The sequence below is a fragment of the Enterococcus sp. DIV1937 genome (genome assembly GCF_050535975.1).
Classification (GTDB): domain Bacteria; phylum Bacillota; class Bacilli; order Lactobacillales; family Enterococcaceae; genus Enterococcus; species Enterococcus faecalis.
Window position 1 is genome coordinate 1,022,759 of the sequence record NZ_CP172909.1, and the last position, 23,643, is coordinate 1,046,401.

Sequence of the window (23,643 nt, forward strand, 5' to 3'; positions counted from 1 at the left end):
CAGCTGTGATTAAAAGAAAATCAAAAGAAAACAAATGGTTTTACTTTTTCAATACGTTAATTCTTGTGTTGTTTTCTTTATTAATTATCGTGCCAATTTGGAATATTTTAGTTTCCTCAGTTTCGTCAAGTTCGGGTTTAGCTGGTAAAGGCTTGGTTTTATGGCCGAAAGGATTTACGTTAGAAAATTACCGGAAAGTTTTTTCGGATAGTAGCATTCCGCGAGCGTTTTTGATTTCTGTTTTAAAAACAGTCATCGGTGCGTCGACGCATACGCTGTTCTGTGCAATTGTCGCTTATGGACTTAGTAAATCTAGACTAGTCGGGCGTAATATTTATACAACGATGGGTGTCATTACAATGTACTTTGGTGGGGGCATGATTCCCACGTATCTTTTGATTAAGTCATTAGGACTCTTAGATACCTTCTGGGTATATATCATTCCAGCTTTATTTAGCTATTATGATGTAGTTATCTTAATGAACTTTTTCCGAGAAATTCCACCATCTTTAGAAGAATCTGCCAAAATAGACGGCGCCAGTGAATTTCAAATTTTTTATAAAATCTTTTTACCTTTAACAAAACCGGCATTAGCCACCATTATTTTATTTAATGGGGTAGGTCAATGGAATGACTTTATGACCACGAAATTATACATTACCAAAGAATATCTGTATCCATTGCAGATGAAAATTTATGAAATTATTGTTCAATCCAACTTGAGTACCATGACAGAGAGCGGCAGTACAGATATGGTGGTGCAGGCAACGACACGTGGTGTTCAGCTGGCAACAATTGTCATTACAACGATACCAATTTTAATCATTTATCCATTACTACAAAAACACTTTATCGGCGGTATGATGGCCGGTGCAGTAAAAGAATAAAGAAAGTAGGGAACAATATGAAAAAAGTTTTAGGCGGTTTATTGGTGGCAACGGCGGTCGTTAGTTTAGCGGCCTGTAGCGGAGGGGAAAAGAAAGCTAGCTCAGATGTCTCAATTAAGGATCGGTATGAATTAGATGAAAAGACGCCTGCTTGGAAGTTAGATAAGAAGAAAGAACCGACCAAGATTAAATGGTATATTAACTCAGATTGGACGGCGCTACCTTTTGGGAAAGATGTGACCACTGCGCAGATTAAAAAAGATTTAAATGTGGATATTGAATTTATTTCCGGCGATGATTCAAAATTAAATGCCATGATTTCAAGTGGAGATATGCCTGATATTGTGACATTAACTGAAAAAACTGGACAAGCAGCGTTGAAAGCAGATTCTTGGGCCTATTCTTTAAACGATTTAGCTAAAAAATATGACCCCTATTTAATGAAAGTTGTTAACCAAGATACGTTTAAATGGTATGCCTTAGAGGATGGAAAAACATATGGTTACCCTAATTACTCTAATACAAAAGCGGATTATGAAAGTGGAAATATCCCAGTAAATGATAATTTTGTTATTCGTGAAGATGTCTATAATGCATTAGGCAAGCCAGACGTTTCAACACCAGAAAATTTTGAAAAAGTCATGCAACAGATTAAAGAAAAATATCCTGAGATGACCCCAATGGGCTTCACCACAGTGGGCGATGGTGCAGGACCATTTTTAGACAAATTACAAGACTTCTTAGGTGTTCCTTTAGAGGATAAAAATGGTAAATACTATGATCGAAATTTAGATAAAGAATATTTAGAATGGTTAAAAACATTTAATGATGTTTACCGAGCAGGAAATATTAGTGATGATAGCTTCACAGATGATGGGGCAACGTTTGATGAAAAAGTGAAACAAGGAAATTATGCAACCATGCTCGTTGCTGGAACCAGCGGTCAAGGTGGGAACTTTACAGAATTTATGAAAAAATCTGGCACACGTTATATAGCCATTGATGGACCAAGTAGCACTTCTGGCCGAAAACCAACATTAAATCAAACCGGCATTTCAGGTTGGTTAAGTAATTACATTACGAAAGATGCGAAAGATCCAGCGAAAGTCACTCAACTGTTCACATATTTAATTGATGAACCGGGACAAATTTTAACAAAATATGGCGTTGAAGGAGTTACTTATGCGTACAATGATCAAGGAAAAATTGATTATTTACCAGAAGTGAAAAAATTAGAACAAACAGACAATGATGCCTATAACAAAAAATATGGCATTAGTCGTTTCCTATACTTTAACAATGACCGTGTTAATAAACTAAAAGTGCCAATGGAAAGTGCTTTAACGCAAATGCAAGAATGGGGCAAAGGAAAATTAGTCCCACATTTCGTAATTGAAAATATTAATCCAGATGCGGGAACGCCGGAAGCTCGGGCGAATGAAGCGATTGAAACCAAACTAAATACAACCGTTATTTCAATGATTCGTGCGAAAGATGATAAAGCCTTTGACAAATCTTTAGAAGACTACAAAGCATTCTTAAAATCAAATAAATGGGATGCAATTGAAAAAATAAAATCTGAGAAAATGGCAGAAAACAGAGACAAACTTAAGTAAGAGAGGAGGAGAGAAAAGCGGATAAAGCAACGAGAAATCCGCTTTTCTCTTTTAATATGAATAAGCTATTTGCATATGAAGGTTGGTATTATCGGATTTTTTCTTTTATTGCCAACTTGATCATTATTAATTTTCTCTTTTTAATTACCTGTATAACAGGCATCTTTAGCGGTGTCGGCTTAATTGCGTTGTATCGAACGATCTATCGTTTGTATCGTGAAAAAGATATTCCTGTTTTGCGAACGTTTTGGACAGCATTAAAAAATAACATCATGCGAGGTTTTATTTTAACAGGTGTCTTGTTCGTTGCTTTTTTACTGGGCGGTATTGTCGTAACAAGTTTATTTAAAATAGCCACTAGTTTAGGTTTCTTAGCTATTTTTCTATTAAGTTTTGTTGCATTATTTTTGACGAGTTTTCTTTTTCTCTTTTCCGTTTTTAATTGGTCCGTTAAAAAGACACTAGGTGAGACGGTTTATGTGGTCTTAAGTAATAGTGCAAATGCGATTATTTTGTTTATTTTACCTCTTTTAACGTTTGTTTTTTTCTATAAGCTTAATTTGTTTTTATATATTGCGTTAGGATTCGGGACAACGGCTTTTCTTCAAGTTGCGTTTTTTCAGAAAGTGTTAGGTGTGGAACATGAATGAGTATTTTGAGTTTTGGGAAAAGACAAAGGAAGAACTTCAAAAAATACCGCTAGATATCCATCGGCGGGTCATTGACTATCCATTGGAAAATGTTCAAGTGGAACAGGTCGACTTTTTAAGTTTCCTAGGTGAGCGCATCTTTGGCTATTTGTTACTTCCTAAAACGGCGGGGAAACAGCCAATAGTGATTGACTGTTTAGGCTATATGAATCATATTCAAGAACCTTGGCAATTTGCTCATTGGACACAAATTGGTTGTGCTTGTTTTGTCATTGATAATCGAGGTCAAGGGGGATTAACCAAAGATCGCGTGCCATATCAAACAATTTGGCATGAAGCACCAATGGGACGAGGATTTCTAGACAAAGAAGATTGGTACCAACGCCGCTTGTTTGCCGACCATTTACGTAGCGTAGAAGTGGTGCGGACCTTTACTGAAATTAATCAGGACCAAATCATTCTTCGTGGTGGTTCCCAAGGGGGTGGCGTAGTGTTAATGGTGAACAGTTTAGTCGACTTCCCGATTTTAGCTACTTTTGCAGATGTTCCAAGTCATTCTTGTTTAGAAAATCGAGTAGCAGAAGGAACGGGTTCGTATCAAATTATTCATCAGTACTTACAAGAGCATCCTCAAGCGCATGAAAAAATTGCCGCGGTCCTTCCTTATTTTGATAGTCGTCACTTTGTTTCGCAAATTAAAAATCCAGTCTTTGCTTCTGTTGGGAGTCACGATCCGATATGTCCAATGAAAGATTTTTTCCCTTCTTATCATCAGATAAAGGCAAGAAAAGCAGTCAGAGTGTATTGGAAAAAAGGCCATGGCGGCGGTGAAACAACCCAGATCCGTCGTGAGATGCGTCAAATTCAACAACTATTGCAGGAGGTTAAAAATGAAAATAGCTACGTATAATGTCCGGGTAGATACAGAGTATGACCAAGATTGGCAATGGTTTTTTCGTAAAGAGGCTGTTTGTCAGTTAATTAATTTTCATGATTGGAGCCTTTGTTGTATTCAAGAAGTACGACCGAATCAAGTCAGGGATTTAAAGGCGTATACAACATTCACCTGTCTTTCTGCGGAAAGAGAAGGGGATGGTCAAGGAGAAGGACTAGCGATTCTCTATAACGAACAAAAAGTTAAGGCTATTGATACAGGGTATTTTTGGTTATCTGAAACACCTCAGCAGCCAAGTATCCATCCTGAAGCTGGCTGTCCAAGAATTGCTTTGTGGGGACTATTTAAGGAAACGACTCAAAATACGCCTTTTTTAGTCATCAATGTTCATTTGGATCATATTTCAGCTCATGCTCGTTTAGCAGGAATGACCGTTATCTTAGAGGAGTTACATGACAAAATTGCACAGTATCCAACTTTATTAATGGGCGATTTTAATGCAGAATCGGGGGAAGCGGTTCATCAACTTGTTCAAAAAAAATTTCAAGATAGCAAAAATTTAGCTACTCATTATGGCCCAAGAGGAACATTTCAAAATTTTACTTACACAAAACCTTGGGCGGAATTAGAAGAAATTGATTATATTTATGTAAAAGGTTGGCAAGTACAGCAAACCGCAAGTTTAACAGATAGTATCGATGGACGTTTTCCCTCCGACCATTTTCCTTTAGAAGCAGAAGTATGTATTGAAGAAAGGTGAGAGTATGAAAGAAAATCAACTGATTCAATTAGTCGAAGAAATGACAATTGATGAGAAAATTAATCAATTATTACAATTAGCAGCAGCGTTTTATTCAGATAAAGCAGAAGAAAAGACCGGCCCTATGTCAGAGCTAGGACTAAGTCAAGAAACGATTGATACGGCTGGGACAACACTGGGTGTTTCTGGTGCAAACGAAGCAAAACGTGTTCAAAAAGAATATATGCAAAATCATCGATTAAATATTCCAACACTTTTAATGGCGGATATTATTCATGGTTTCAGAACCATCTTTCCGATTCCTTTGGCTTTAGGAAGCACTTGGGATGAAGCAGCGGTTGAAAAAATGGCGGAGATTTCAGCAAAAGAAGCTGCTGTTTCAGGATTACATGTAACCTTTTCGCCAATGGTTGATTTAGTGCGCGATCCACGTTGGGGACGTGTCATGGAGTCTACAGGTGAAGATCCATTACTCAACAGCCGCTTAGCTGCTGCAATGGTTAGAGGTTACCAAGGAGAAAATTTAAAAGAAGACAATTGGCGAGTAGCCGCGTGCGTGAAGCACTTTGCGGCATATGGTGGTGCCTTAGCTGGTCGGGATTATAATACGGTAGATATGTCTGAACGGCAGCTAAGAGAAATGTATTTACCTGGCTATAAAGCTGGATTAGATGCGGGTGCAAAACTTGTCATGACGTCCTTCAATACAGTGGATGGGATTCCTGCTACAGGCAACCAATGGCTGTTTAGAGACGTATTACGAAATGAATTTGGCTTTGAAGGAGTTGTGATTTCAGACTGGGGAGCGATTAAAGAATTAATTCCTCATGGTGTTGCCAAAGATGAAAAACAGGCAGCAGAATTGGCTATCAAGGCTGGTGTAGATATTGAAATGATGACCACGTGTTATCCAGATTATTTAAAAGAATTACTTGAAGAAGGCCGGATTGCTGAAACACTTATTGATGAAGCAGTTATGCGAATTTTAAAACTAAAAAATGAGCTAGGCTTATTTGAAAATCCCTATCGTGGTGCGGATGAACAAGCGGAAGCAGAAGTGATTTTAAGCAAAGAACATCGAGAAATAGCTAAAAAGATTGCTCAAAAATCAATGGTTCTTTTAAAAAATGAAAATATTTTGCCTTTTACACCGCAAGAAAAAATCGCGCTTGTCGGTCCAGGGGCCCAATCACAAGATATTTTAGGGGCTTGGTCATGGCAAGGAAAGAAAGAAGAAGCCATTTCCCTCGTGGCTGGGGCCCAAAAATTAACCACAAATCTTCTAGTTGCCCAAGAACCCTTTGATTACTTTGAACCGACCGCGGCGGCCATTGAAGAGGCTTTAACATTAGCTAGTCAAGCAGATAAAGTAGTAGTGGCACTAGGCGAAACAGATTGGATGAGTGGGGAAGCTGCCAGTCGCAGTGATATTCGTCTACCCGAAAAACAATTAGCAGTAGTGGCACAAATTATTGAGAAAAATCCCAATGTTGTTGTCACGGTCTACAGTGGCCGGCCCTTAGATTTACAAGGGATAGATGTTGCAAAAGGAATTGTGCAAGCTTGGCAACCTGGAACAGAAGGGGGCAATGCGCTAGCAGAAATTTTGTGGGGACAGTACAATCCAAGTGGTCGTTTAAGTATGTCGTTTCCAGAAACGGTTGGTCAAGTGCCAATTTTTTACAATGTCGACAATACTGGGCGTCCTTATGAGTCAGCACCAGAAGAAAAATATGTTTCTAAATATTTAGATGTCTCTAATTACGCTAAATATCCCTTTGGATTTGGCTTAAGTTATAGTCATTTCTCTTATCAACCAATTCAACTAAGTGCATTAACATTTACCAAAGAACAACCAGTCACGGTCTCTGTTTTAGTAAGAAATGACAGTCCAATCGCTGGAGAGGAAACCGTGCAATTTTATGTACGTGATTTGGTGGGACAAGTGGTTCGCCCAATTAAAGAGTTAAAAGATTTTCAAAAAGTTTGGCTGGAACCAAAGGAAGAAAAAGAAGTTCAGTTTCTTCTTTCAGAGGATATGGTGCGCTATGTTCATTCAGACAATCAGGTAACCAGTGATGCAGGTGAATTTATCGTAATGATTGGTGGAAATAGTCGCGATGTACAAACCGCAACAGTCACGTTAAATGAATAAGATGGGAAGGATAAGTTATGCAGATAAAGAAGCTTAAGCAAGCAGACACAGTTGCTACATTTCTAGAGACAGGTGATTTAAAAGAATTGAATAGCTATGGCATGATGATTAATCAATTAGAAGGTAATCCTTTAGACGGCAGTATGAACCAACTCTATTTGCGGATAATTACAGGGGACACAATTAATTATCGACCAATGATTGGTTCCAACAGTCAAAGTGATTTTTATCTTTCAGATAACCAATTGACATGGCGGGGCGAATTTGAAGCGGTTCGTTACCAAGTTGACTTTCGTTTGGGGCCAAGCAATCAATGGTTCTGGCGGGTTAATGTCACTGGAACTGGCTTAGTAGATATTGTTTATGGTCAAGATATTGGCTTAGCGACCAAAGGAGCCGTTCAGTCAAATGAAGCGTATGTGTCGCAGTATCTTGATCATCACATTTGGCAAGAGGGCGAAGAGCTTGTTGTTTTATCGAGACAAAATCAACCGCAAAATGAGAAGTTTCCAGCCCTTATTCAAGGGAGTTTTCAAAAATTAGTAGGCTACTCAACGGACGGCTATCAATTTTTCGGACGTTCATTTAAACAAACAAACACACCAGAAGCATTGGGGAAAAGATATTTAGCAAATGAAGTCTATCAATATGAATTTGCTTACACCGCTTTACAAACGGAAGCCGTCCAATTAACGAATGAAAGTAAGGAATTTGTTTTTTATGGTGCGGTAACAGAAACACATCCGCAAGCATTAGCTGAACCTTTTTTATCGAAAGAAGCCTTCCAAGCTATTTATGAAACTGTGACATTCGATTCATTAGAAGAAACACAGGACTCTCCTACGAAACTTTTAGGAGAACCTATCACAGGAAATCCATTAACAGAAGAAGAGTTGGCCGCACTTTATCCCCTTCAGACACAAATTGAAAAAGTAGCAGGTCAGACGTATTCCTTTTTCACGGAAAATTACCATCATGTTGTTCTTCAAGAAAAAGAAATTGCCATGGAAAGAGCGCATGGCCACATTTTATTAAGTGGTAAAGGCTTAACGGTTGACGAACCTTTGCTTAGTACGACAGTGTATATGTATGGCATTTTCAATTCACAAGTAGTTTTAGGAAATACGACCATGAACAAATTAATGAGTAATAGCCGAAACGCTTTAAACGTTATGAAACGCTCTGGTCAACGAATCTACATTTTAGAGAATGGCTTATGGCGCTTACTAACAATGCCTTCTGCTTTTGAAATGGGGTTGAACTCTGCTACGTGGTATTATAAGTTGCCAAAGGACACAATTCGTGTACGCACCTTCACTTCGCCTGATTCAAGAGTGATTCAATTGGAAGTGACCAGTCAAAAGGATGCATATATGTGGGCTGTTTCTAACCATTTGTTATTAGGACCGGAAGAAGTACCAACCTATCAATTAGAACAAACTGGTAAAACGCTTCGAGTGACGGGAAATCATTCTGCTACAGAAAATTATTACCCAGAACTAACCTATACATTGACAGTTGATAAATCATTTCAAGTAACCGATAGCACATTATTTGGTGGAGCTGAAGCGGACTTATTAGTCTTGGCAATCGAAAAGACCCAAAAATTTTCACTACTTATTACGGGCAGTATAGAGGACCAAGCATTAGTTAATACACCATTAGATTTTGAAAAAGCAGAAAGTCAATATTTGGCATTCATTAATGGCTTGTTGCATCATTTTGAGTTAACACACACAGACTCAAGTGTGCAGCAAATGAATCAATTAACTCGTTGGTATACTCATAATATGCTCGTTCATTATTTGTCGCCACATGGCTTAGAACAATATGGTGGAGCAGCTTGGGGCACACGAGATGTGTCGCAAGGACCGACAGAATTTTTCTTTGCGACGCAACAGCCTAAGATCGTGGCCTCCATTATTCAGCATCTATTTGAAAATCAATTTGAGGACGATGGCAACTGGCCGCAATGGTTTATGTTTGACCGATACGAAGAACAAAAAGCCAGTGAAAGCCATGGCGATATTATCGTCTGGCCGTTGAAAGTAGTGACTGATTATTTGGAACAAACCGCAGATTATTCAATCTTAGCTACGGAAATCCCTTATACAAGTCGCAAAGATAATCACAAAACAAAAGAAACAGCATCTTTATTTGAACATTTGAAAAAAGAAATAAATTATATTGAACAACATTTTTTACCAGAAACTTTTCTATCCTGTTACGGTGACGGCGATTGGGATGACACGTTACAACCTTATGATAATCGTCTTAAAGAGCAAATGGCTAGTAGTTGGACCGTTGCCTTAACGTATCAAGTGTTGAAAAAATTTGCGGCTTTAATTACGGAAATCGATGCTACTTATAGTCAGCACTTAGCAATTTTAGTCGCAGGAATAAAGAACGATTTTCAAAAATATATGTTGGCGGATGAAACGATTCCAGGGTTTATTTATATGGAAACACCAGAAACTTTTGAACAAATGATTCACCCAAATGACCAAAAAACAGGGATTCAATATCGATTATTGCCAATGACCCGTAGTATGTTAGCTGAATTATTAACACCGGAACAAGTAAGTCATCATTTAGAAATTATTGAAAAAGAATTAACGTTTCCTGATGGCGTGCGTTTAATGAACAAACCAGCGAACTATCGAGGCGGTGTGAGCACTAATTTTAAACGAGCAGAACAGGCGGCTAATTTTGGTCGCGAAATTGGCTTACAGTATGTTCATGCGCACATTCGCTATACAGAAGCGATGGCGAAAATTGGTCAGCGAGACAAAACCTGGCAAGCATTAATGCAAATCAATCCAGTTCAATTAAAAGAAGTGGTTCACAATGCAGAGTTACGCCAAGCCAATGCCTATTTTAGTAGTTCCGATGGCGATTTTAAAACAAGGTATGAATCACAAGAAAATTTTGGTAAACTAAAAGATGGAAGTATTGGGGTAAAAGGTGGTTGGCGAATTTATTCAAGTGGGCCAGGAATTTATTTAAATCAATTAATTACAGCTGTTTTAGGGATTCGGCAAAAGGCCCAAAGCGTGGTTTTTGATCCCATGTTACCAGAAAAATTGTCTGGTTTAACACTAACTTACCAATTGTTTGATAAACCTGTCACATATAAATTTTATCCAAATCAGTCAGCGAAAATAGTTATCGATGGTCAAGAAGTTCCGTTTAAGTTTGAAGAAAACCCTTATCGAGAAGGGGGAATGGAAGTTCAAAAAGACGAGGTGCTTTCATTATTAAATGAAGCAAGTGTTATTGAAATTTACCATTAGAAAGGAGAGTAGTCCATGGTAGGAATTAAAGATATTGCAAAAAAAGCAGGCGTATCAATCTCGACCGTTTCTTACGCATTGAATGGTAGTTCAAAGGTAACTGAAGAAACACGAACGCGCATCCAAGCAATTGCTGAAGAGCTAAACTATGTTCCTAACATGGCCGCTCGCACATTAAAACGCCGTCAAACCAATATTATTGGTGTCTATTTGGCCGATTATGGCGGTAGTTTTTATGGTGAATTGTTGGAGGGGATTAAGAAAGGCTTAGCACTGTTTGATTATGAGATGATTGTCTGCAGCGGTAAAAAGTCACATCTTTTCATTCCTGAAAAAATGGTGGATGGGGCAATTATTTTAGATTGGACATTTCCAACAAAAGAAATTGAAAAGTTTGCTGAACGTGGCCATTCGATCGTTGTCCTTGATCGAACCACTGAGCATAGGAATATTCGGCAAGTTCTCTTGGATAATCGTGGCGGTGCCACGCAGGCAATTGAGCAATTTGTCAATGTGGGTTCAAAAAAGGTTCTTCTGCTTTCTGGACCAGAAAAAGGTTATGATAGCCAAGAACGATTGGCTGTTAGTACACGAGAATTAACTCGTTTTGGGATACCTTATGAAATTATCCAAGGCGATTTTACCGAACCTTCTGGTTATGCTGCTGCTAAAAAAATTTTGAGTCAACCACAGACAGAACCAGTCGATGTTTTTGCTTTTAATGATGAAATGGCGATCGGTGTCTATAAATATGTTGCAGAAACAAATTACCAAATGGGGAAAGACATTCGGATTATTGGTTTTGATAATTCTGAACTAGGTGCGTTTGTGCAACCGCGATTAGCAACAATTGCCTATTCTAAACATCGATGGGGCATGGTGGCTGCAGAGAAAATTATTCATTTAATGCGGGGAGAACTTGCTGAGAGCGAACACATTTACACACGTTTTATAGAAGGAGAATCTTTTCCATCTGAATAATAAATAAAAAGTTTGGTCCAATGCTAGCTAAGCTAGCGGACCAAACTTTTTTCTGTAATGGTAATTTCTTCTGATGCAATGGGTTCATCCAGACTGAGAAGGCGATCTCTAAATTTAAAATGGACCGGCTTGTTCTCATTAATAAATTCATACGGGTAAGCGCCTTGGATTGTTTCACCAGGATTGATTTCATCTGCTAAACGATCTAATTTGTCTTGGAAAGGTGAATCTGTTAAGACTGCATATTGTAAATTTTGGGCTTTTCCGTGGACAGTTTGACTAACTTCCATAAAACTTTGAATCATTAGCTGAATATTTTGTGTTTTTTCGGTTGTATTGGTTAATTCAAACAGGACATAAAACATTGGTTTGCCTTGATAATCTTTTCCTTTATGCAAGGCAGTTAAGGCTAAACGCCCATCTGGAACCAACAATGTTCGATTTTCATACGTCCCAATACTTGTCGCCAACACTTCATCAGGTGCGGGCGCACTTTGACTTGCTGGGCTGCCACTTACAGTTGAACAAGCACTTAATAAGGTACTTAGAACGAGTAAGCTCATTAAAATGTAGGGTTTCCTCATATAAAGTCCTCACTTTGGTTAATTGACTATGTAAAAAACAAATTGCTTGTATCTATATTAAAAAGAGTGCTACAAGCAATATTTTAATCGTAGTTCTAGTAAATAGCAATACTTTTATCAAAATTCATGTTTGGAAATATAATTTGAAAAATATTTTTAACTAGCAGAAAAACATTTCTAACAAAAAGTATTGGCTCAAAGTAAAGAGATCGTTTTGTTAGAAATGAGAAATGGCAACATAAAAGTTTTCTATTTTTCTGCAATTAAGACAGTTTCAAAAGTGAATTCACTAGGAATATGATTCGCAATTGAGTATTCAAAAATATGCCCATTGCCTAGGTAAGCAATTTGTTCTGCACGCATCAGGAAATCATTATCGGTTAAGTTTAAATATTTTTTTTCCAACGGAGAAGGACGAATCCCAGAAATGCTGACCCGCGCACTTTGAATTTTTTGATGCAATTGTTCCGAAATATATTGATAAATGGAGACTTTCAATTCTTTCATTGTCAAGTTCGGAATTAAAGCAACGGGCATCCAAGTGTATTCAATAATTGAGGGCACATCTTCGATAATCCGTAAGCGAATAATTTTGTAGACTAACTCTTCTTCTGTAATACTTAATTTTTCAGTCACCCAAGGCTCAGGTACTTCTGTTGCAAAGCCTAAAACCACGGATTCAACTTTTCCATCGTAGGTTGAGTAAGTGCCGGTTAACGGAGAAAATTTAGTAATGGTTCGATTTTGAAAGTCTTGAACAAAGCTGCCCGAGCCACGTCGTCTGACAACATAACCTTCTTGCACAAGCAAATGTAAGGCTTTTGTAATGGTTAGTTCGCTGACCTGATATTTTTCTGCAAGAAGACGACCTTGGGGTAACTTTTGATTAATTGGATAAACACCTGCTTCAATATCCTGTTTTATAGCTGCATAAATTTCTTTATAACGTGTATTTGTCCGCATCAGAGTCCTCCTTTATCACCAGTATTTCTCTCATTATACCATGAATTTAACGTATTAAAACTATATATTTATTTTTAACGTAACCACTTAATAATCAAGTGCTTAAATAAAAGTAGTTGACTTATTCTTTTTAAAACTATATAGTTTTAAAAGTAAACAGAAGAACTTATTGATCTGATTGGTACTTTTTGTGAAAACCTTTTACAATAAAAGGGTAGCACAGAAAAGAGGGAGGTATGACAATGGAACATCATCAACTAAAAGCATTTCCGCAAGATTTTTTATGGGGCTCTGCTTCGGCAGCTTATCAAGTGGAAGGTGCTTGGAATGAAGACGGCAAAGGCGCATCTGTTTGGGATGAATTTGTTCGGCTACCAGGAAAAACGTTCAAAGAGACAACTGGCGATTTAGCCGTCGATCATTATCATCGTTTCAAAGAAGATGTGGCTTTAATGAAACAACAAGGTTTAAAAGCATATCGTTTCTCGATTGCATGGACACGAATTTTACCTGAAGGGCGTGGTCAAGTAAATCAAGCGGGACTGAAATTTTATTCAGATTTAATTGATGAGTTATTAGCGGCAGGAATTGAACCAATGGTAACTTTATATCATTGGGATTTACCAGCTGTTTTGCAAAAAGAATATGGTGGCTGGGAATCAAGAAAAATTATTGCTGATTTTGTGGCCTATGCGAAAATTTTATTTGACGCTTTCCGTGGCAAAGTTCGCTATTGGATTAGTTTAAACGAACAAAATGTGTTTACTTCGTTAGGTTATCAATTAGCCGTGCATCCTCCCGGCGTAACAGACAATAAACGGATGTATGAGGCCAATCATATTGCTAATTTAGCCAATGCAGCAGTGATTAATGCGTTTCATGAATTAGAAATGCCTGGCAAAATTGGCCCTAGCTTTGCTTATACGCCTGTTTATGCCGTTGATGCGCATCCTGCCAATGTTTTAGCGGCTGAAAATGCAGAAGATTTGCTGTCGCATTTTTGGTTAGATGTCTATCTTTGGGGAGAATACCCAATTGCCGCATTAAATTACTTACAGGAGCAAGGTGTGGCCCCAACGATAAAAGAGGGCGATTTAGCGTTACTACGTTCAGCCAAACCTGATTTTCTAGGTATTAATTATTATCGGACGGATACGGTTGCTGCTAATCCATTAGATGGTGTTGGAATAGGGAAGATGAATACAACGGGTGAAAAGGGTTCTGAAACGGAATCTGGGGTACCGGGTTTATTTAAAAAAGTAAATAATCCATATGTTGAACGAACGAACTGGGATTGGGCCATTGACCCGCAAGGTTTGAGAATTGCCTTACGACGATTAGCTAGTCGCTATCAAGTGCCTATTTTAATTACTGAAAATGGGTTAGGCGAATATGATACCTTAACAGAAGATAAACAAATTCATGATACGTATCGCATTGATTATTTACGAAGCCATATCCAAGCGATTCAAGAGGCGATTACGGATGGCGTTTCAGTTATTGGTTATTGTACATGGAGTTACACCGATTTACTGTCGTGGCTCAACGGCTATCAGAAGCGTTATGGTTTTGTCTATGTGGATCAAGATGAAACACAAAAAGGTTCCTTAGAAAGAATCCCGAAAGACAGTTATTATTGGTATCAAAAAGTCATTGAAACAAATGGACTTATCTAATTATAAGAAAAGAGTGTGGAAAATATGACAGTAAAAATGGGGTTTATTGGATTTGGTAAAAGTGCCAACCGCTACCATTTACCTTACGTAATGATTCGAGAAACACTAGAAGTGAAAACGATTTTCGATTTACATGTTAATGAAAAAGCAGCAGCGCCCTTTAAAGAAAAAGGCGTAAATTTTACCACTGACCTTAATGAATTATTGACGGATCCAGAAATTGAATTGGTCACAATCTGTACGCCTGCGCATACACATTATGATTTAGCCAAACAAGCCATTTTAGCTGGTAAATCAGTGATTGTGGAAAAACCATTCTGTGATACGTTAGAACATGCAGAGGAATTATTTGCTTTAGGGCAAGAAAAAGGGGTAGTAGTGATGCCTTATCAAAATCGACGTTTCGACGGCGATTACCTAGCGATGAAGCAAGTAGTAGAGCAAGGCTTTTTAGGAGAAATCAATGAAGTGGAAACGCATATTGATTATTATCGACCAGGAAGTATCACGGAACAAGGACCTAAAGAAAATGGTTCGTTTTACGGACTAGGCATTCATTTAATGGATCGCATGATTGCTCTTTTCGGGCGTCCAGATCAAGTCACTTATGATATTCGTAATAATGAAGTGAGCGAGGCAGTCGATAATTATTTTGACGTTGATTTACATTATGGTTCAAAATTAAAAGTAAAAGTTAAAACGAATCATTCTGTCGCTAGTCCGTATCCACGTTTTATTGTTCATGGCAGCAATGGCTCGTTCATCAAATATGGCGAAGATCAACAAGAAAATGATTTAAAAGCCGGAATCATGCCGGATGCACCAGGCTTTGGAGAAGATTCACCAATGTATTATGGAGAAGTGACCTACCGTAATGGCAATGGCGACTGGATTAAAAAACAAATTAAAACGCCTGTAGGTGATTACGGTCGTTATTATGATGCCGTCTATGAAACGTTGAAAAATGGTGCACCGCAACTAGTAACTAAAGAGCAAGCATTAACTAACATCGAAATTTTAGAAGCAGGTTTTCTTAACCCAAGTCCAAGTATTTATCGCTTGAAAGAAAACTAAAGCTTGTTTAAATGACTTGAAAAGCGCCTGCCCCACAGTCCAGACAACTGTGGGGCAGGCGCTTTTATTTATAAAGAGTTGTGAATTTTAATATAAGAAACGTATATCGTTAGTGAAAATAAAAAAAGGAAAGACATCTTAGTAGCACTACTTCCCCAAGAATTGCTACTAAAATGTCTTTTGTGATGCTCGCTCAATTGAAGAGCCTTAAATAGGATATCGAATATCCAGTATAAATGCAAGTAAACTACTTTATAGTTAATATTAGTATACTTCATAAAATAATTTTTCAAAGAGAAAAAGGCTTGTTATGAGAAAAAATTAATTTTTAACTCGTTTTTTCTAAGCAAGATTCGTGTGAAAAAGACAATAATTACTGAAGCTGAATGGTAATTAAAGAGGTTCTTTGCTAAAATAGGAAAGACAAGAAAGTTTGGTTAACGAAAGAACCAAATCAGAAAGGAGGACAACCAGTGGAAAGTTGGCTTTTTTTACTACTGATTGCCTTGATTGCGTTTGTTGCAAAAAATCAAAGTTTATTAATTGCGTCAGTTGTTGTGCTTGCTTTAAAAGCTTTACCAAATAGTGCGAAAATCATGTCGTGGTTGTCAGATAAAGGCATTAATTTAGGCGTCACAATTATTTCAATTACCATTTTAGTCCCGATTGCTACAGGACAAATTGGCTTAAAGGATTTAATCCAATCATTCAAAACACCGATGGGATGGCTGGGGATACTTTGTGGAATTCTGGTGGCTGTTTTATCCTCAAAAGGAGTAGGTTTAATTAATCAATCGCCAGAGATTACGGTGGCCTTAGTTTTTGGAACGATTCTTGGCGTCGTTTTTTTAAAAGGAATTGCAGCTGGTCCGATTATTGCATCGGGCATGATGTACGTAATCATTACTACCTTTCAAGCCTTTCAACACTAAAAAAGCAAACAAAACGTTTACGCGTTTTGTTTGCTTTTTTAGTGTTGATAAATGTCCACATTACTATCTAATATGCCACTTTCATTTTTTAAAGTAATGGTTCCCGCATTCGGATGAATCACTAGCTGTAAATGCCCTGTTAAAAACATTTGGTCATACGTCGAAGTGTAGACGTGAAAAGAATCATTAGCAATTGTTTCGGTATAAGGCGCTTCCGCTTGATCAACAGGAACGATAATGAAACGATCGCCAATCATACAACAACCTTCTGCGGAAGAATAAGGATTAGAGCCGTCATTTGCTACCAACAAGAAGGTGTTCGCTTCAGTTAAGAAAGGGGCTAAACGTTGTTTTGCTTCTTCAGAAATAGTCAGAGACATTTGCCTCACTCCTTTAAATAGTATGTAAAAGGAAGAGGGTAGCTTGTCGCTATGCCGCTCTTCAAAGGTTTTGTTATTTGCTTGTTTCTTTACTGCTTTTTTTGAAAAGAGCAATAGAAAAGGCGACAACTAAGACAACTGTTGCAGCTAAAACAAATGGATTTTTTGTTGCTGATGTGAACCCTAGGACTGTTGAACCAATCGCACCTACGTAAGATAAAATAATCGCTGCTTTCTTTGGTGTTGAAAGTTCTGTAAAGCTATCGCGGAAGGCGACACCTAAACCTAAAGCGCCAATAAAGGCAAACATCCCAAAAATAATGTGTAAAAAGACCATGAATTTCACCTCCAACAGTCAGTATAGAGAGAAATAGCTAGTTTGTAAACTAATTGAGCTTACTTGTGTTATTTATCACTTGATAAATGTTTTTGCCAATGCAAAAAAACAACGTACGATCAATCGGCAGTACGTTGTTTTTTAGTTTAATATAATTAGGAAGTAGAATCCTTATTTTGCTGGATTTTTTTGATCGATTCTTCTGTTGGCGTCACATATAACGTTCGTTGGTTTTCATAAATCACATAACCTGGTTTTGCTCCATTGGGTTTATGCACATGTTTTACTTGGACATAGTCAACAGGCACTTGTGAAGAAAGTCGATATTTTGAAAAATAAGCTGCTAGAAGTGCGGCTTCAGTAAGGGTTTCTTCGCTAGGATGTGCGTCACGAATAATTACATGAGATCCAGGAATATCTTTGGCATGGAGCCAATAATCAGTTTTTTTAGCGGTTCGTAAAGTCAATTGATCATTTTGCAAATTGTTTTTTCCAACGAGAATAGGTGTGCCATCTGTGGCATAAAAAAGATCGGGTTGGCTTTTTTTCGGCTGTTTTTGTTTTTTATTTTTTTTTCGTTTTAAATAGCCTTGCTCAATCAGTTCTTCACGAATCACTTCAATGTCCATTGGTGTCGCAATTTCAAGTTGTGCCACAACTGACTCTAAATAAGAAATTTCTTGTTGCGTTTGCTGAATTTGTGTCTTAACAACTCGAACAGCATTTTTCAATTTTTGGTATTTTTGAAAATATTTTTGTGCATTTTGATTAGGTGAAAGTGCAGGATTTAGCGAGATACGCAACGGTGCATTTTCTTCATAATAATTTGGTAATTCCACCTCGGTGGCTCCTTTTGGGACTTGTGCCATGAAGGTTGTTAATAGTTCTCCGTCGCGACGGTAATTTTCAGCGTTTTCTGTATCGGCTAAGGTTTGTTGTAATTTTTTAAGTTTCTTTTGATTTCTTTTTAGTTCATTTTCAATTTTGCGAATTAGTTCGCCGCCTTGTTGTTTGACACGGTCTTTCTCTGCTTTACCAGAATAAAAGGCATCTAGTAATTCACTGAGTGTCGGATACGTTGTTTGTTCACCAACTAATGATTGATAAGGAATGGGCGTAAAATATTCTTTTTTTTCAGTGACTGTTAATGTCGGTACAACAGCTTCAGTGACTGAGGACCAAAATTCCGTCCAGATGGCCATTTTTTCATTTGGTTGTGCAAGTAAACGGGCACTTAATTCGTCTGCTGTATCTTTGCCTAGACCTTGGAAATGTTGTTGTAAATAGCGTCCGTTTAATTCAGGAGCTGTAGAAAGAAGCGCAAAGACTTCTTCTTTTGAGGCCGTGAGCGGATTAAGTCCCATTGGTTTTGGCGGTTCAATATAAGTTGCTCCAGGAAGCAACGAACGATAACTATTTTGGCTCATTCCAATGTGTTTTATTGCATCTAAGATTTTTCCAGAAGATTGGTTAACTAAAACGATTGTACTGTGACGTCCCATTAATTCAACAATCAAAACAATATTTTGTAAGTCACCTAGTTCATCTCTTTTTGAAAAGGTGAAGTGAATCACGCGATCATTTTCTATTTGTTGAATCGTTTCTAAAATGGCACCGTCTAGAAATTTTCGTAACATCATCACAAAATTAGGAGGTGTTTCTGGATTGCTATAGGTAATTGTAGATAGTTGTATGCGCGCATAACTAGGATGTGCTGATAATAATAATTTATGGTTTTTACCTTTCGCACGAATGACTAAAACGACTTCGTTTTCATAAGGCTGATGGATTTTTGAAATCCGGCCACTTACGAGTGTTTCTGTCAACTCATGAACCATGCTATGAGTAAATACGCCATCAAATGACATAATAAATCCCTCGTTTCTTTCCGACTAATAGCTTTATTATAGCGGAGTTTTTGAATTTAAGAAAGAAGCTTGTTAAAAAGGAGTTGGGTTTTCCTTAGAAAGCTGGGGAAGTTTGCTGGTTTTTTTAGTAATTAAAGCGCAAGGGTAGGCAAGAAAGAAAATGATTAGTATAATAGATAAGAACTAAAAGCGAGGAGCGATTAGAAGTTGAATAATTTTATGGAAGAACTAAAAGAGGCACTTTATGAATTAAGACAAAGAAAACTGTTAATGATTACCGCTATTGTAGCATTAGTATTAATAATTGGCTCAATCATTTTTATTCCAACGATGCAAAAAAATATTCGAGCTGCTCAAGTTGAATCGTTAGTCGCAGGACCCATCAAATCAGAGAAAGTCAGTGTCTTAGATTACAAAACAGCAGACAAGAAAATCCAAGAAACAGGAGCCATGTCAGTCATGTTTGCTAAACCATCTGGCAAGCAATACGATCAAATGGTGAAGCTGTTTAATTCAGATAAAATGAATGAATTTCATCGTTCGCTGTATATCTATCCGTTAATTTATAATGCTGGCAAAGCACAAGAGCAATACAATGTTAGCGGCGATGAGATTACGCTTGTTTTCTTTGAAAACGGCAAAGAAAAGACACGGACGGTTGTCGAAAAATCTATGGATTTAAAAACACAATTAATACCAGAATTAAATCGATTACCAATGGCTGGCGTTTTGAAAGACCAGCAAAAAGCGGCGCAAGAAGCTGAAAAAGAAGCAGCAAAGACCGCGGAAACACAGACGACGACCAGCACGACTGGCGTTGCTCAATCTACTGAAACGACGACAGAAAGCACTGATACAGTACCAGAAACTGGTGAATAATAGCTAGCTATGTTAAACTTAGATTGTAGAAAGTTTTAAGGAATTAGAAAGAGGGGATTTTCGATGGCATTAGTAATTTCAATGACGATTTTAGTAAGTTTATGGCTGATTCAATCGCAAAAACAAGCAGTTAAAGTTCCCGTGAAAATTGAAAGAAACCGAAACAATTAAGTGGTAAATATGCTGAAATAAAGAAAAACGAGCCTCTCATAAGAGTGGCTCGTTTTTTAGAAGTAAAAGAAATGCAAGAAAATAAAAACTTTTTCTTGACGAACAAAATCAATATAGTGTAGACTACCTTTAACAACATAACTAGGAGGGAAAATACATGACACAATTATCTAACGTAAAAGAAATGCACCAATCATGGCAAAACTGGCGTAGATAGTTGTATGTATGATTCTTTCATAGATACAACTTTAGAAGACTTATTCTAAAAAGTGTATCTATGCTGGTTATATTCAAGAAGAAAAAACGACCACATAGAGGACCCATCTATGTGGTTTTTGTTTTGCATAAAAACAACGACCACTCCTAAACACTTAGGATAAGTCGTTGTTTTTTTGCTACGAATCACTACGATTGGCACGAAGTGACAGAGTAGATGATGAGTAGCACAAGGTGAGCGAAGAGAACGTTGTCCCATTCGTAGAAAAGTGCTCCTGCGATTCTCACCAAAGTTGCGATCCTCGTCGCAGTTAAATCCTGACAAGCACTACGATTGGCACGAAGTGACAGAGTAGATGCAGGCTGCGCATACTCGCCGCAGTTTGGCCTTCAAGAGTGATGAGTAGCACAAGGTGAACGAAGAGAACGTTGTCACAATCGTAGAAAAGTGCTCCTGCGGTTCTCACCAAAGTTGCGATTCTCGTCGCAGTTAAATCCTGACATTTGTAAAAAAGTGTTCCTAGGATTTTGACTAAGTAGAGGATTACGAATCTCAGTTTCACTTTCAACGGAAGAAACGCCCTATAGATAATGGTTATATTATTAAAAAGAAAAAGTTGCCAAACAAAAGGGCAGTTAGGAGAATGCAAAATGAAAAATAAACGTTTAACGGTTGTCGTGTCTTTATTAGCTATTTATTTAATTGGTGCTTTTTTTGTGAATCAAAAAGAGACGAATTCAAAGAAAGAAACAGTTACTGTAGGGGTTTTGCAGTTTGTCAGTCACCCCGCATTGGACGAAATTTATAAAGGTGTCGAAGAAGGATTAAAGGAAAATGGTTATGACAAAGGCAAAAACTTAGAAATTATTTTTCAAAATGGTCAAGCCGACCAGAGTAAGTTAGCAATCATGAGTCAACAATTAGTACAAAAAAAGGCAGACGTTTTAATTGGCATCGCCACGCCAGCTGCGCAAGCGTTAGCCAACACTACCCAAGAAATCCCAATCATTTTAGGCGCCATTACGGACCCTGTTAGTGCAGGATTGGTGAAAGACAATCAAAAGCCAGGCGGTAACATCACGGGTGTTAGTGATCAATCACCTTTGTCAGCCCAGATGGATTTACTAAAAGAATTGATACCAGCTGCCAAAAAAATAGGTATTCTCTATGCTTCCTCAGAAGAAAACTCTCGATACCAAGTAGCTGAAGCGCAGAAAGCAGCTGAAGCCAAAGGATTGACAGTGAAAACATATGCTGTGCCATCAAGTAATGAAATTGCACAAACGGTTCAAGTGATGACTAAGGAAACAGATGTGATTTATATACCAACTGATAATACGATTGCTAATGCCATGCAAACGGTAGTCGGAGAAGCAAATCGAACCAAGACGCCGATTATTCCTTCGGTGGATACGATGGTAGAACAAGGCGGTTTAGCAACTGTTGGGATTAATCAACATGCGTTGGGGGTACAAGCCGGCAAAATGGCAGCAGAGGTTCTGTCTGGAAAAAGTCAACCAGCAACTACACCCATTTATACCTTTAATACAGGCGACACAATTATCAATGAAAAACAAGCTCAAAAGTTAGGAATTACGATTCCCGCAGAGTTAGCAAAAAAATCGAAATTGATTAACTAATTATCAAAGAAAGTAGGAGAAGCGATGATTGTTTCAGCAATTGGACAAGGAATGTTATGGGCCTTGTTAGGACTAGGTATTTTTATGACTTATCGTATTTTAAATTTTCCAGATATGACCACAGAAGGTTCATTTCCGTTAGGAGGGGCGGTTTGTGTAACTGCCATTACAACAGGGGTTTCACCATTTGTAGCGACTCTTTTAGGGGTCGGAGCAGGAATGCTTGCCGGTTTAGTGACTGGTTTACTATTTACAAAAGGAAAAATTCCAATTATTTTAGCAGGAATTTTAGTGATGTCTGGTTTAAATTCCGTGATTTTATTTGTGATGAAATCGCCAAATAAGTCTTTATTAAACCAACCGAAGATTCAAGATGTTTTTCAAAAAATGGCCTTACCAGATTATTATGATACTATTTTTTTAGGGATTAGTGTTTTGGCTGTGGTAATGATTTTACTGTTATTTTTCTTTAACACTAGTTTAGGACAAGCCTATATTGCGACAGGTGACAATGAAGAAATGGCTCGCTCGATTGGCATTCAAACGGATCGCATGAAAATTTTAGGATTGGTTTTATCGAATGGCTTGATTGGCTTATCTGGCGCTTTGATTGCCCAAAATGATGGATATGCGGATGTAAGTAAAGGAACCGGCGTCATTGTGATTGGCTTGGCTTCACTCATTATTGGTGAAGTACTGTTTGGAGAATTAACGTTTGGTGAACGGTTGATGGCGATTGTTGTAGGGAGTATTATTTATCAACTATTGATTTTATTAGTGATTAAATTAGGCTTTGATACGACATATTTGAAAATCTTTTCAGCAGTGATTTTAGCAATCTGTTTAATGATCCCACAATTGAAAAAAGCATTACGACTACATGGCTTTTCTGATAAGGGGGAAACGAAATGAAACCAGTTGTTGAATTAAAAAATGCGACAAAAATCATTGATAATGGGATGAACGAAAAAAAAGTGATTTTGGATCATGTGAACTTAGCCATTTATCCTGGGGACTTCATTACTGTTTTAGGTGGAAATGGCGCAGGCAAGAGTACGCTGTTCAATAGTTTAGCAGGAACTTTGACACTAACAGAGGGACAATTTTTAATTGAAGGAGTCAATCGCACCAATCTTTCTGAAGTCAAACGGGCTAAATCTTTAGCGCGTGTTTTTCAAGATCCTAAAATGGGGACAGCACCAAGAATGACTGTGGCAGAAAATTTATTGCTTGCCATGAAACGCGGACAAAAACGTCCCTTAACATTACGGAAGATAAATGAGCAACGCGCCTTGTTTACAAAAATCTGCCAAGAAGTTGGCAATGGCTTAGAAAATCATCTGGATACACCGACAGGTAACCTTTCTGGCGGTCAACGCCAAGCCTTAAGTTTATTAATGGCCACTATCACAAAACCAGAATTATTACTTTTAGATGAACATACTGCTGCCTTAGATCCCAAAACATCCAAGCAGCTGATGCACTTAACGGAACAACGGATTGAAGAAGGGAACTTAACTTGTTTGATGATTACCCATCGAATGGAAGATGCTTTACGATATGGCAATCGTTTAATTGTTTTACAAAAAGGTAAAATTGTTCAAGATTTAAACGCTGCTGAAAAAGCACAATTAACGCTACAAGATTTGTTGCTGTTCTTTGAAGAAGTAGAATAAAAAACAAGC

At 37.7% G+C, this 23,643-nt stretch carries 20 protein-coding genes; 15 read left to right on the plus strand and 5 right to left on the minus strand.

Going from position 1 to position 23,643, the window contains the following annotated elements:
• Positions 1 to 5 precede the first annotated feature (5 nt).
• The 8 genes from IGL13_RS05025 to IGL13_RS05060 are packed head-to-tail and all read left to right on the plus strand — an operon-like array spanning position 6 to position 11,237.
• Positions 6 to 887 carry a carbohydrate ABC transporter permease gene (locus IGL13_RS05025; RefSeq protein ID WP_002357901.1) on the plus strand — a complete coding sequence of 294 codons (882 nt, stop codon included), beginning with the start codon at positions 6 to 8 and terminating at the stop codon, positions 885 to 887.
• A gap of 17 nt (positions 888 to 904) precedes the next feature.
• Complete coding sequence (locus tag IGL13_RS05030; protein WP_002357899.1) at positions 905 to 2,503, plus strand: ABC transporter substrate-binding protein; 1,599 nt, start codon at positions 905 to 907, stop codon at positions 2,501 to 2,503.
• Positions 2,504 to 2,559: 56 nt separating this feature from the next.
• Positions 2,560 to 3,153: a DUF624 domain-containing protein gene (locus IGL13_RS05035; RefSeq protein ID WP_002357898.1), complete on the plus strand. Its 594-nt coding sequence runs from the start codon at positions 2,560 to 2,562 to the stop codon at positions 3,151 to 3,153.
• The gene (locus tag IGL13_RS05040; protein ID WP_002385975.1) at positions 3,146 to 4,063 is read left to right on the plus strand and encodes an acetylxylan esterase; all 918 of its coding nucleotides are present in this window, start codon (positions 3,146 to 3,148) and stop codon (positions 4,061 to 4,063) included. Before IGL13_RS05035 ends, IGL13_RS05040 begins: the two co-directional genes overlap by 8 nt.
• Positions 4,044 to 4,808, plus strand: coding sequence for an endonuclease/exonuclease/phosphatase family protein (locus IGL13_RS05045; RefSeq protein WP_002378225.1), 765 nt, complete (start codon positions 4,044 to 4,046; stop codon positions 4,806 to 4,808). The genes IGL13_RS05040 and IGL13_RS05045 overlap by 20 nt, the downstream gene beginning before the upstream one ends.
• Positions 4,809 to 4,812: 4 nt before the next feature.
• Positions 4,813 to 6,963 carry a glycoside hydrolase family 3 N-terminal domain-containing protein gene (locus IGL13_RS05050; protein ID WP_010710169.1) on the plus strand — a complete coding sequence of 717 codons (2,151 nt, stop codon included), beginning with the start codon at positions 4,813 to 4,815 and terminating at the stop codon, positions 6,961 to 6,963.
• A gap of 17 nt (positions 6,964 to 6,980) precedes the next feature.
• Positions 6,981 to 10,256, plus strand: a complete 3,276-nt coding sequence (locus IGL13_RS05055) for a GH36-type glycosyl hydrolase domain-containing protein (RefSeq protein ID WP_002378227.1) — start codon at positions 6,981 to 6,983, stop codon at positions 10,254 to 10,256.
• A 15-nt stretch (positions 10,257 to 10,271) separates the two neighbouring features.
• Entirely contained in the window at positions 10,272 to 11,237 is a 966-nt protein-coding gene (locus IGL13_RS05060; protein ID WP_002357893.1) for a LacI family DNA-binding transcriptional regulator, read from the plus strand.
• Positions 11,238 to 11,269: 32 nt separating this feature from the next.
• On the opposite strand, the gene IGL13_RS05065 is transcribed toward IGL13_RS05060, so the two are convergent.
• Positions 11,270 to 11,800, minus strand: coding sequence for a DUF5067 domain-containing protein (locus IGL13_RS05065; protein ID WP_002384665.1), 531 nt, complete (start codon positions 11,798 to 11,800; stop codon positions 11,270 to 11,272).
• Positions 11,801 to 12,070: 270 nt separating this feature from the next.
• Positions 12,071 to 12,784 (minus strand): GntR family transcriptional regulator, encoded by a 714-nt coding sequence (locus IGL13_RS05070; protein WP_002363775.1) that lies wholly within the window; start codon positions 12,782 to 12,784, stop codon positions 12,071 to 12,073.
• Positions 12,785 to 13,026: 242 nt separating this feature from the next.
• Here IGL13_RS05070 and IGL13_RS05075 point away from each other — a divergent pair, with 242 nt between their 5' ends.
• From IGL13_RS05075 to IGL13_RS05085, 3 genes are all read left to right on the plus strand, one after another.
• Positions 13,027 to 14,460 (plus strand): glycoside hydrolase family 1 protein, encoded by a 1,434-nt coding sequence (locus IGL13_RS05075; protein WP_002375063.1) that lies wholly within the window; start codon positions 13,027 to 13,029, stop codon positions 14,458 to 14,460.
• A gap of 24 nt (positions 14,461 to 14,484) precedes the next feature.
• Positions 14,485 to 15,534 (plus strand): oxidoreductase, encoded by a 1,050-nt coding sequence (locus IGL13_RS05080; protein ID WP_002385973.1) that lies wholly within the window; start codon positions 14,485 to 14,487, stop codon positions 15,532 to 15,534.
• 473 nt (positions 15,535 to 16,007) lie between these two features.
• Complete coding sequence (locus IGL13_RS05085) at positions 16,008 to 16,466, plus strand: DUF441 domain-containing protein (RefSeq protein WP_002357887.1); 459 nt, start codon at positions 16,008 to 16,010, stop codon at positions 16,464 to 16,466.
• A 38-nt stretch (positions 16,467 to 16,504) separates the two neighbouring features.
• On the opposite strand, the gene IGL13_RS05090 is transcribed toward IGL13_RS05085, so the two are convergent.
• The 3 genes from IGL13_RS05090 to efbA form a co-directional block, all read right to left on the minus strand.
• On the minus strand, positions 16,505 to 16,846 hold the full coding sequence (locus IGL13_RS05090) for an iron-sulfur cluster biosynthesis family protein (RefSeq protein ID WP_010710170.1): 342 nt from the start codon (positions 16,844 to 16,846) through the stop codon (positions 16,505 to 16,507).
• 73 nt (positions 16,847 to 16,919) lie between these two features.
• Positions 16,920 to 17,183, minus strand: coding sequence for a hypothetical protein (locus tag IGL13_RS05095; protein ID WP_002381957.1), 264 nt, complete (start codon positions 17,181 to 17,183; stop codon positions 16,920 to 16,922).
• A 155-nt stretch (positions 17,184 to 17,338) separates the two neighbouring features.
• On the minus strand, positions 17,339 to 19,051 hold the full coding sequence (efbA, locus tag IGL13_RS05100) for a fibronectin-binding protein EfbA (protein WP_002378229.1): 1,713 nt from the start codon (positions 19,049 to 19,051) through the stop codon (positions 17,339 to 17,341).
• 219 nt (positions 19,052 to 19,270) lie between these two features.
• On the opposite strand from efbA, the gene IGL13_RS05105 reads away from it, so the two are divergent.
• The 4 genes from IGL13_RS05105 (at position 19,271) to IGL13_RS05120 (ending at position 23,634) form a co-directional block, all read left to right on the plus strand.
• Entirely contained in the window at positions 19,271 to 19,930 is a 660-nt protein-coding gene (locus IGL13_RS05105) for a hypothetical protein (protein ID WP_002386659.1), read from the plus strand.
• 1,038 nt (positions 19,931 to 20,968) lie between these two features.
• The gene (gene trpX, locus IGL13_RS05110) at positions 20,969 to 21,958 is read left to right on the plus strand and encodes a tryptophan ABC transporter substrate-binding protein (protein WP_010710171.1); all 990 of its coding nucleotides are present in this window, start codon (positions 20,969 to 20,971) and stop codon (positions 21,956 to 21,958) included.
• Positions 21,959 to 21,982: 24 nt separating this feature from the next.
• Positions 21,983 to 22,870: an ABC transporter permease gene (locus IGL13_RS05115; protein WP_002357879.1), complete on the plus strand. Its 888-nt coding sequence runs from the start codon at positions 21,983 to 21,985 to the stop codon at positions 22,868 to 22,870.
• The gene (locus tag IGL13_RS05120) at positions 22,867 to 23,634 is read left to right on the plus strand and encodes an ABC transporter ATP-binding protein (protein ID WP_002357878.1); all 768 of its coding nucleotides are present in this window, start codon (positions 22,867 to 22,869) and stop codon (positions 23,632 to 23,634) included. The genes IGL13_RS05115 and IGL13_RS05120 overlap by 4 nt, the downstream gene beginning before the upstream one ends.
• Positions 23,635 to 23,643 lie beyond the last annotated feature (9 nt).

What these genes read in the sequence shown, in the direction of transcription:
- IGL13_RS05030 (WP_002357899.1), top strand. Translation starts at nt 905, where the DNA reads ATGAAAAAAGTTTTAGGCGGTTTATTGGTGGCAACGGCGGTCGTTAGT.
- IGL13_RS05035 (WP_002357898.1), top strand. Translation starts at nt 2,560, where the DNA reads ATGAATAAGCTATTTGCATATGAAGGTTGGTATTATCGGATTTTTTCT.
- IGL13_RS05040 (WP_002385975.1), top strand. Translation starts at nt 3,146, where the DNA reads ATGAATGAGTATTTTGAGTTTTGGGAAAAGACAAAGGAAGAACTTCAA.
- IGL13_RS05045 (WP_002378225.1), top strand. Translation starts at nt 4,044, where the DNA reads ATGAAAATAGCTACGTATAATGTCCGGGTAGATACAGAGTATGACCAA.
- IGL13_RS05050 (WP_010710169.1), top strand. Translation starts at nt 4,813, where the DNA reads ATGAAAGAAAATCAACTGATTCAATTAGTCGAAGAAATGACAATTGAT.
- IGL13_RS05055 (WP_002378227.1), top strand. Translation starts at nt 6,981, where the DNA reads ATGCAGATAAAGAAGCTTAAGCAAGCAGACACAGTTGCTACATTTCTA.
- IGL13_RS05060 (WP_002357893.1), top strand. Translation starts at nt 10,272, where the DNA reads ATGGTAGGAATTAAAGATATTGCAAAAAAAGCAGGCGTATCAATCTCG.
- IGL13_RS05065 (WP_002384665.1), bottom strand. Translation starts at nt 11,800, where the DNA reads ATGAGCTTACTCGTTCTAAGTACCTTATTAAGTGCTTGTTCAACTGTA.
- IGL13_RS05070 (WP_002363775.1), bottom strand. Translation starts at nt 12,784, where the DNA reads ATGCGGACAAATACACGTTATAAAGAAATTTATGCAGCTATAAAACAG.
- IGL13_RS05075 (WP_002375063.1), top strand. Translation starts at nt 13,027, where the DNA reads ATGGAACATCATCAACTAAAAGCATTTCCGCAAGATTTTTTATGGGGC.
- IGL13_RS05080 (WP_002385973.1), top strand. Translation starts at nt 14,485, where the DNA reads ATGACAGTAAAAATGGGGTTTATTGGATTTGGTAAAAGTGCCAACCGC.
- IGL13_RS05090 (WP_010710170.1), bottom strand. Translation starts at nt 16,846, where the DNA reads ATGTCTCTGACTATTTCTGAAGAAGCAAAACAACGTTTAGCCCCTTTC.
- IGL13_RS05095 (WP_002381957.1), bottom strand. Translation starts at nt 17,183, where the DNA reads ATGGTCTTTTTACACATTATTTTTGGGATGTTTGCCTTTATTGGCGCT.
- efbA (WP_002378229.1), bottom strand. Translation starts at nt 19,051, where the DNA reads ATGTCATTTGATGGCGTATTTACTCATAGCATGGTTCATGAGTTGACA.
- IGL13_RS05105 (WP_002386659.1), top strand. Translation starts at nt 19,271, where the DNA reads ATGGAAGAACTAAAAGAGGCACTTTATGAATTAAGACAAAGAAAACTG.
- trpX (WP_010710171.1), top strand. Translation starts at nt 20,969, where the DNA reads ATGAAAAATAAACGTTTAACGGTTGTCGTGTCTTTATTAGCTATTTAT.
- IGL13_RS05115 (WP_002357879.1), top strand. Translation starts at nt 21,983, where the DNA reads ATGATTGTTTCAGCAATTGGACAAGGAATGTTATGGGCCTTGTTAGGA.
- IGL13_RS05120 (WP_002357878.1), top strand. Translation starts at nt 22,867, where the DNA reads ATGAAACCAGTTGTTGAATTAAAAAATGCGACAAAAATCATTGATAAT.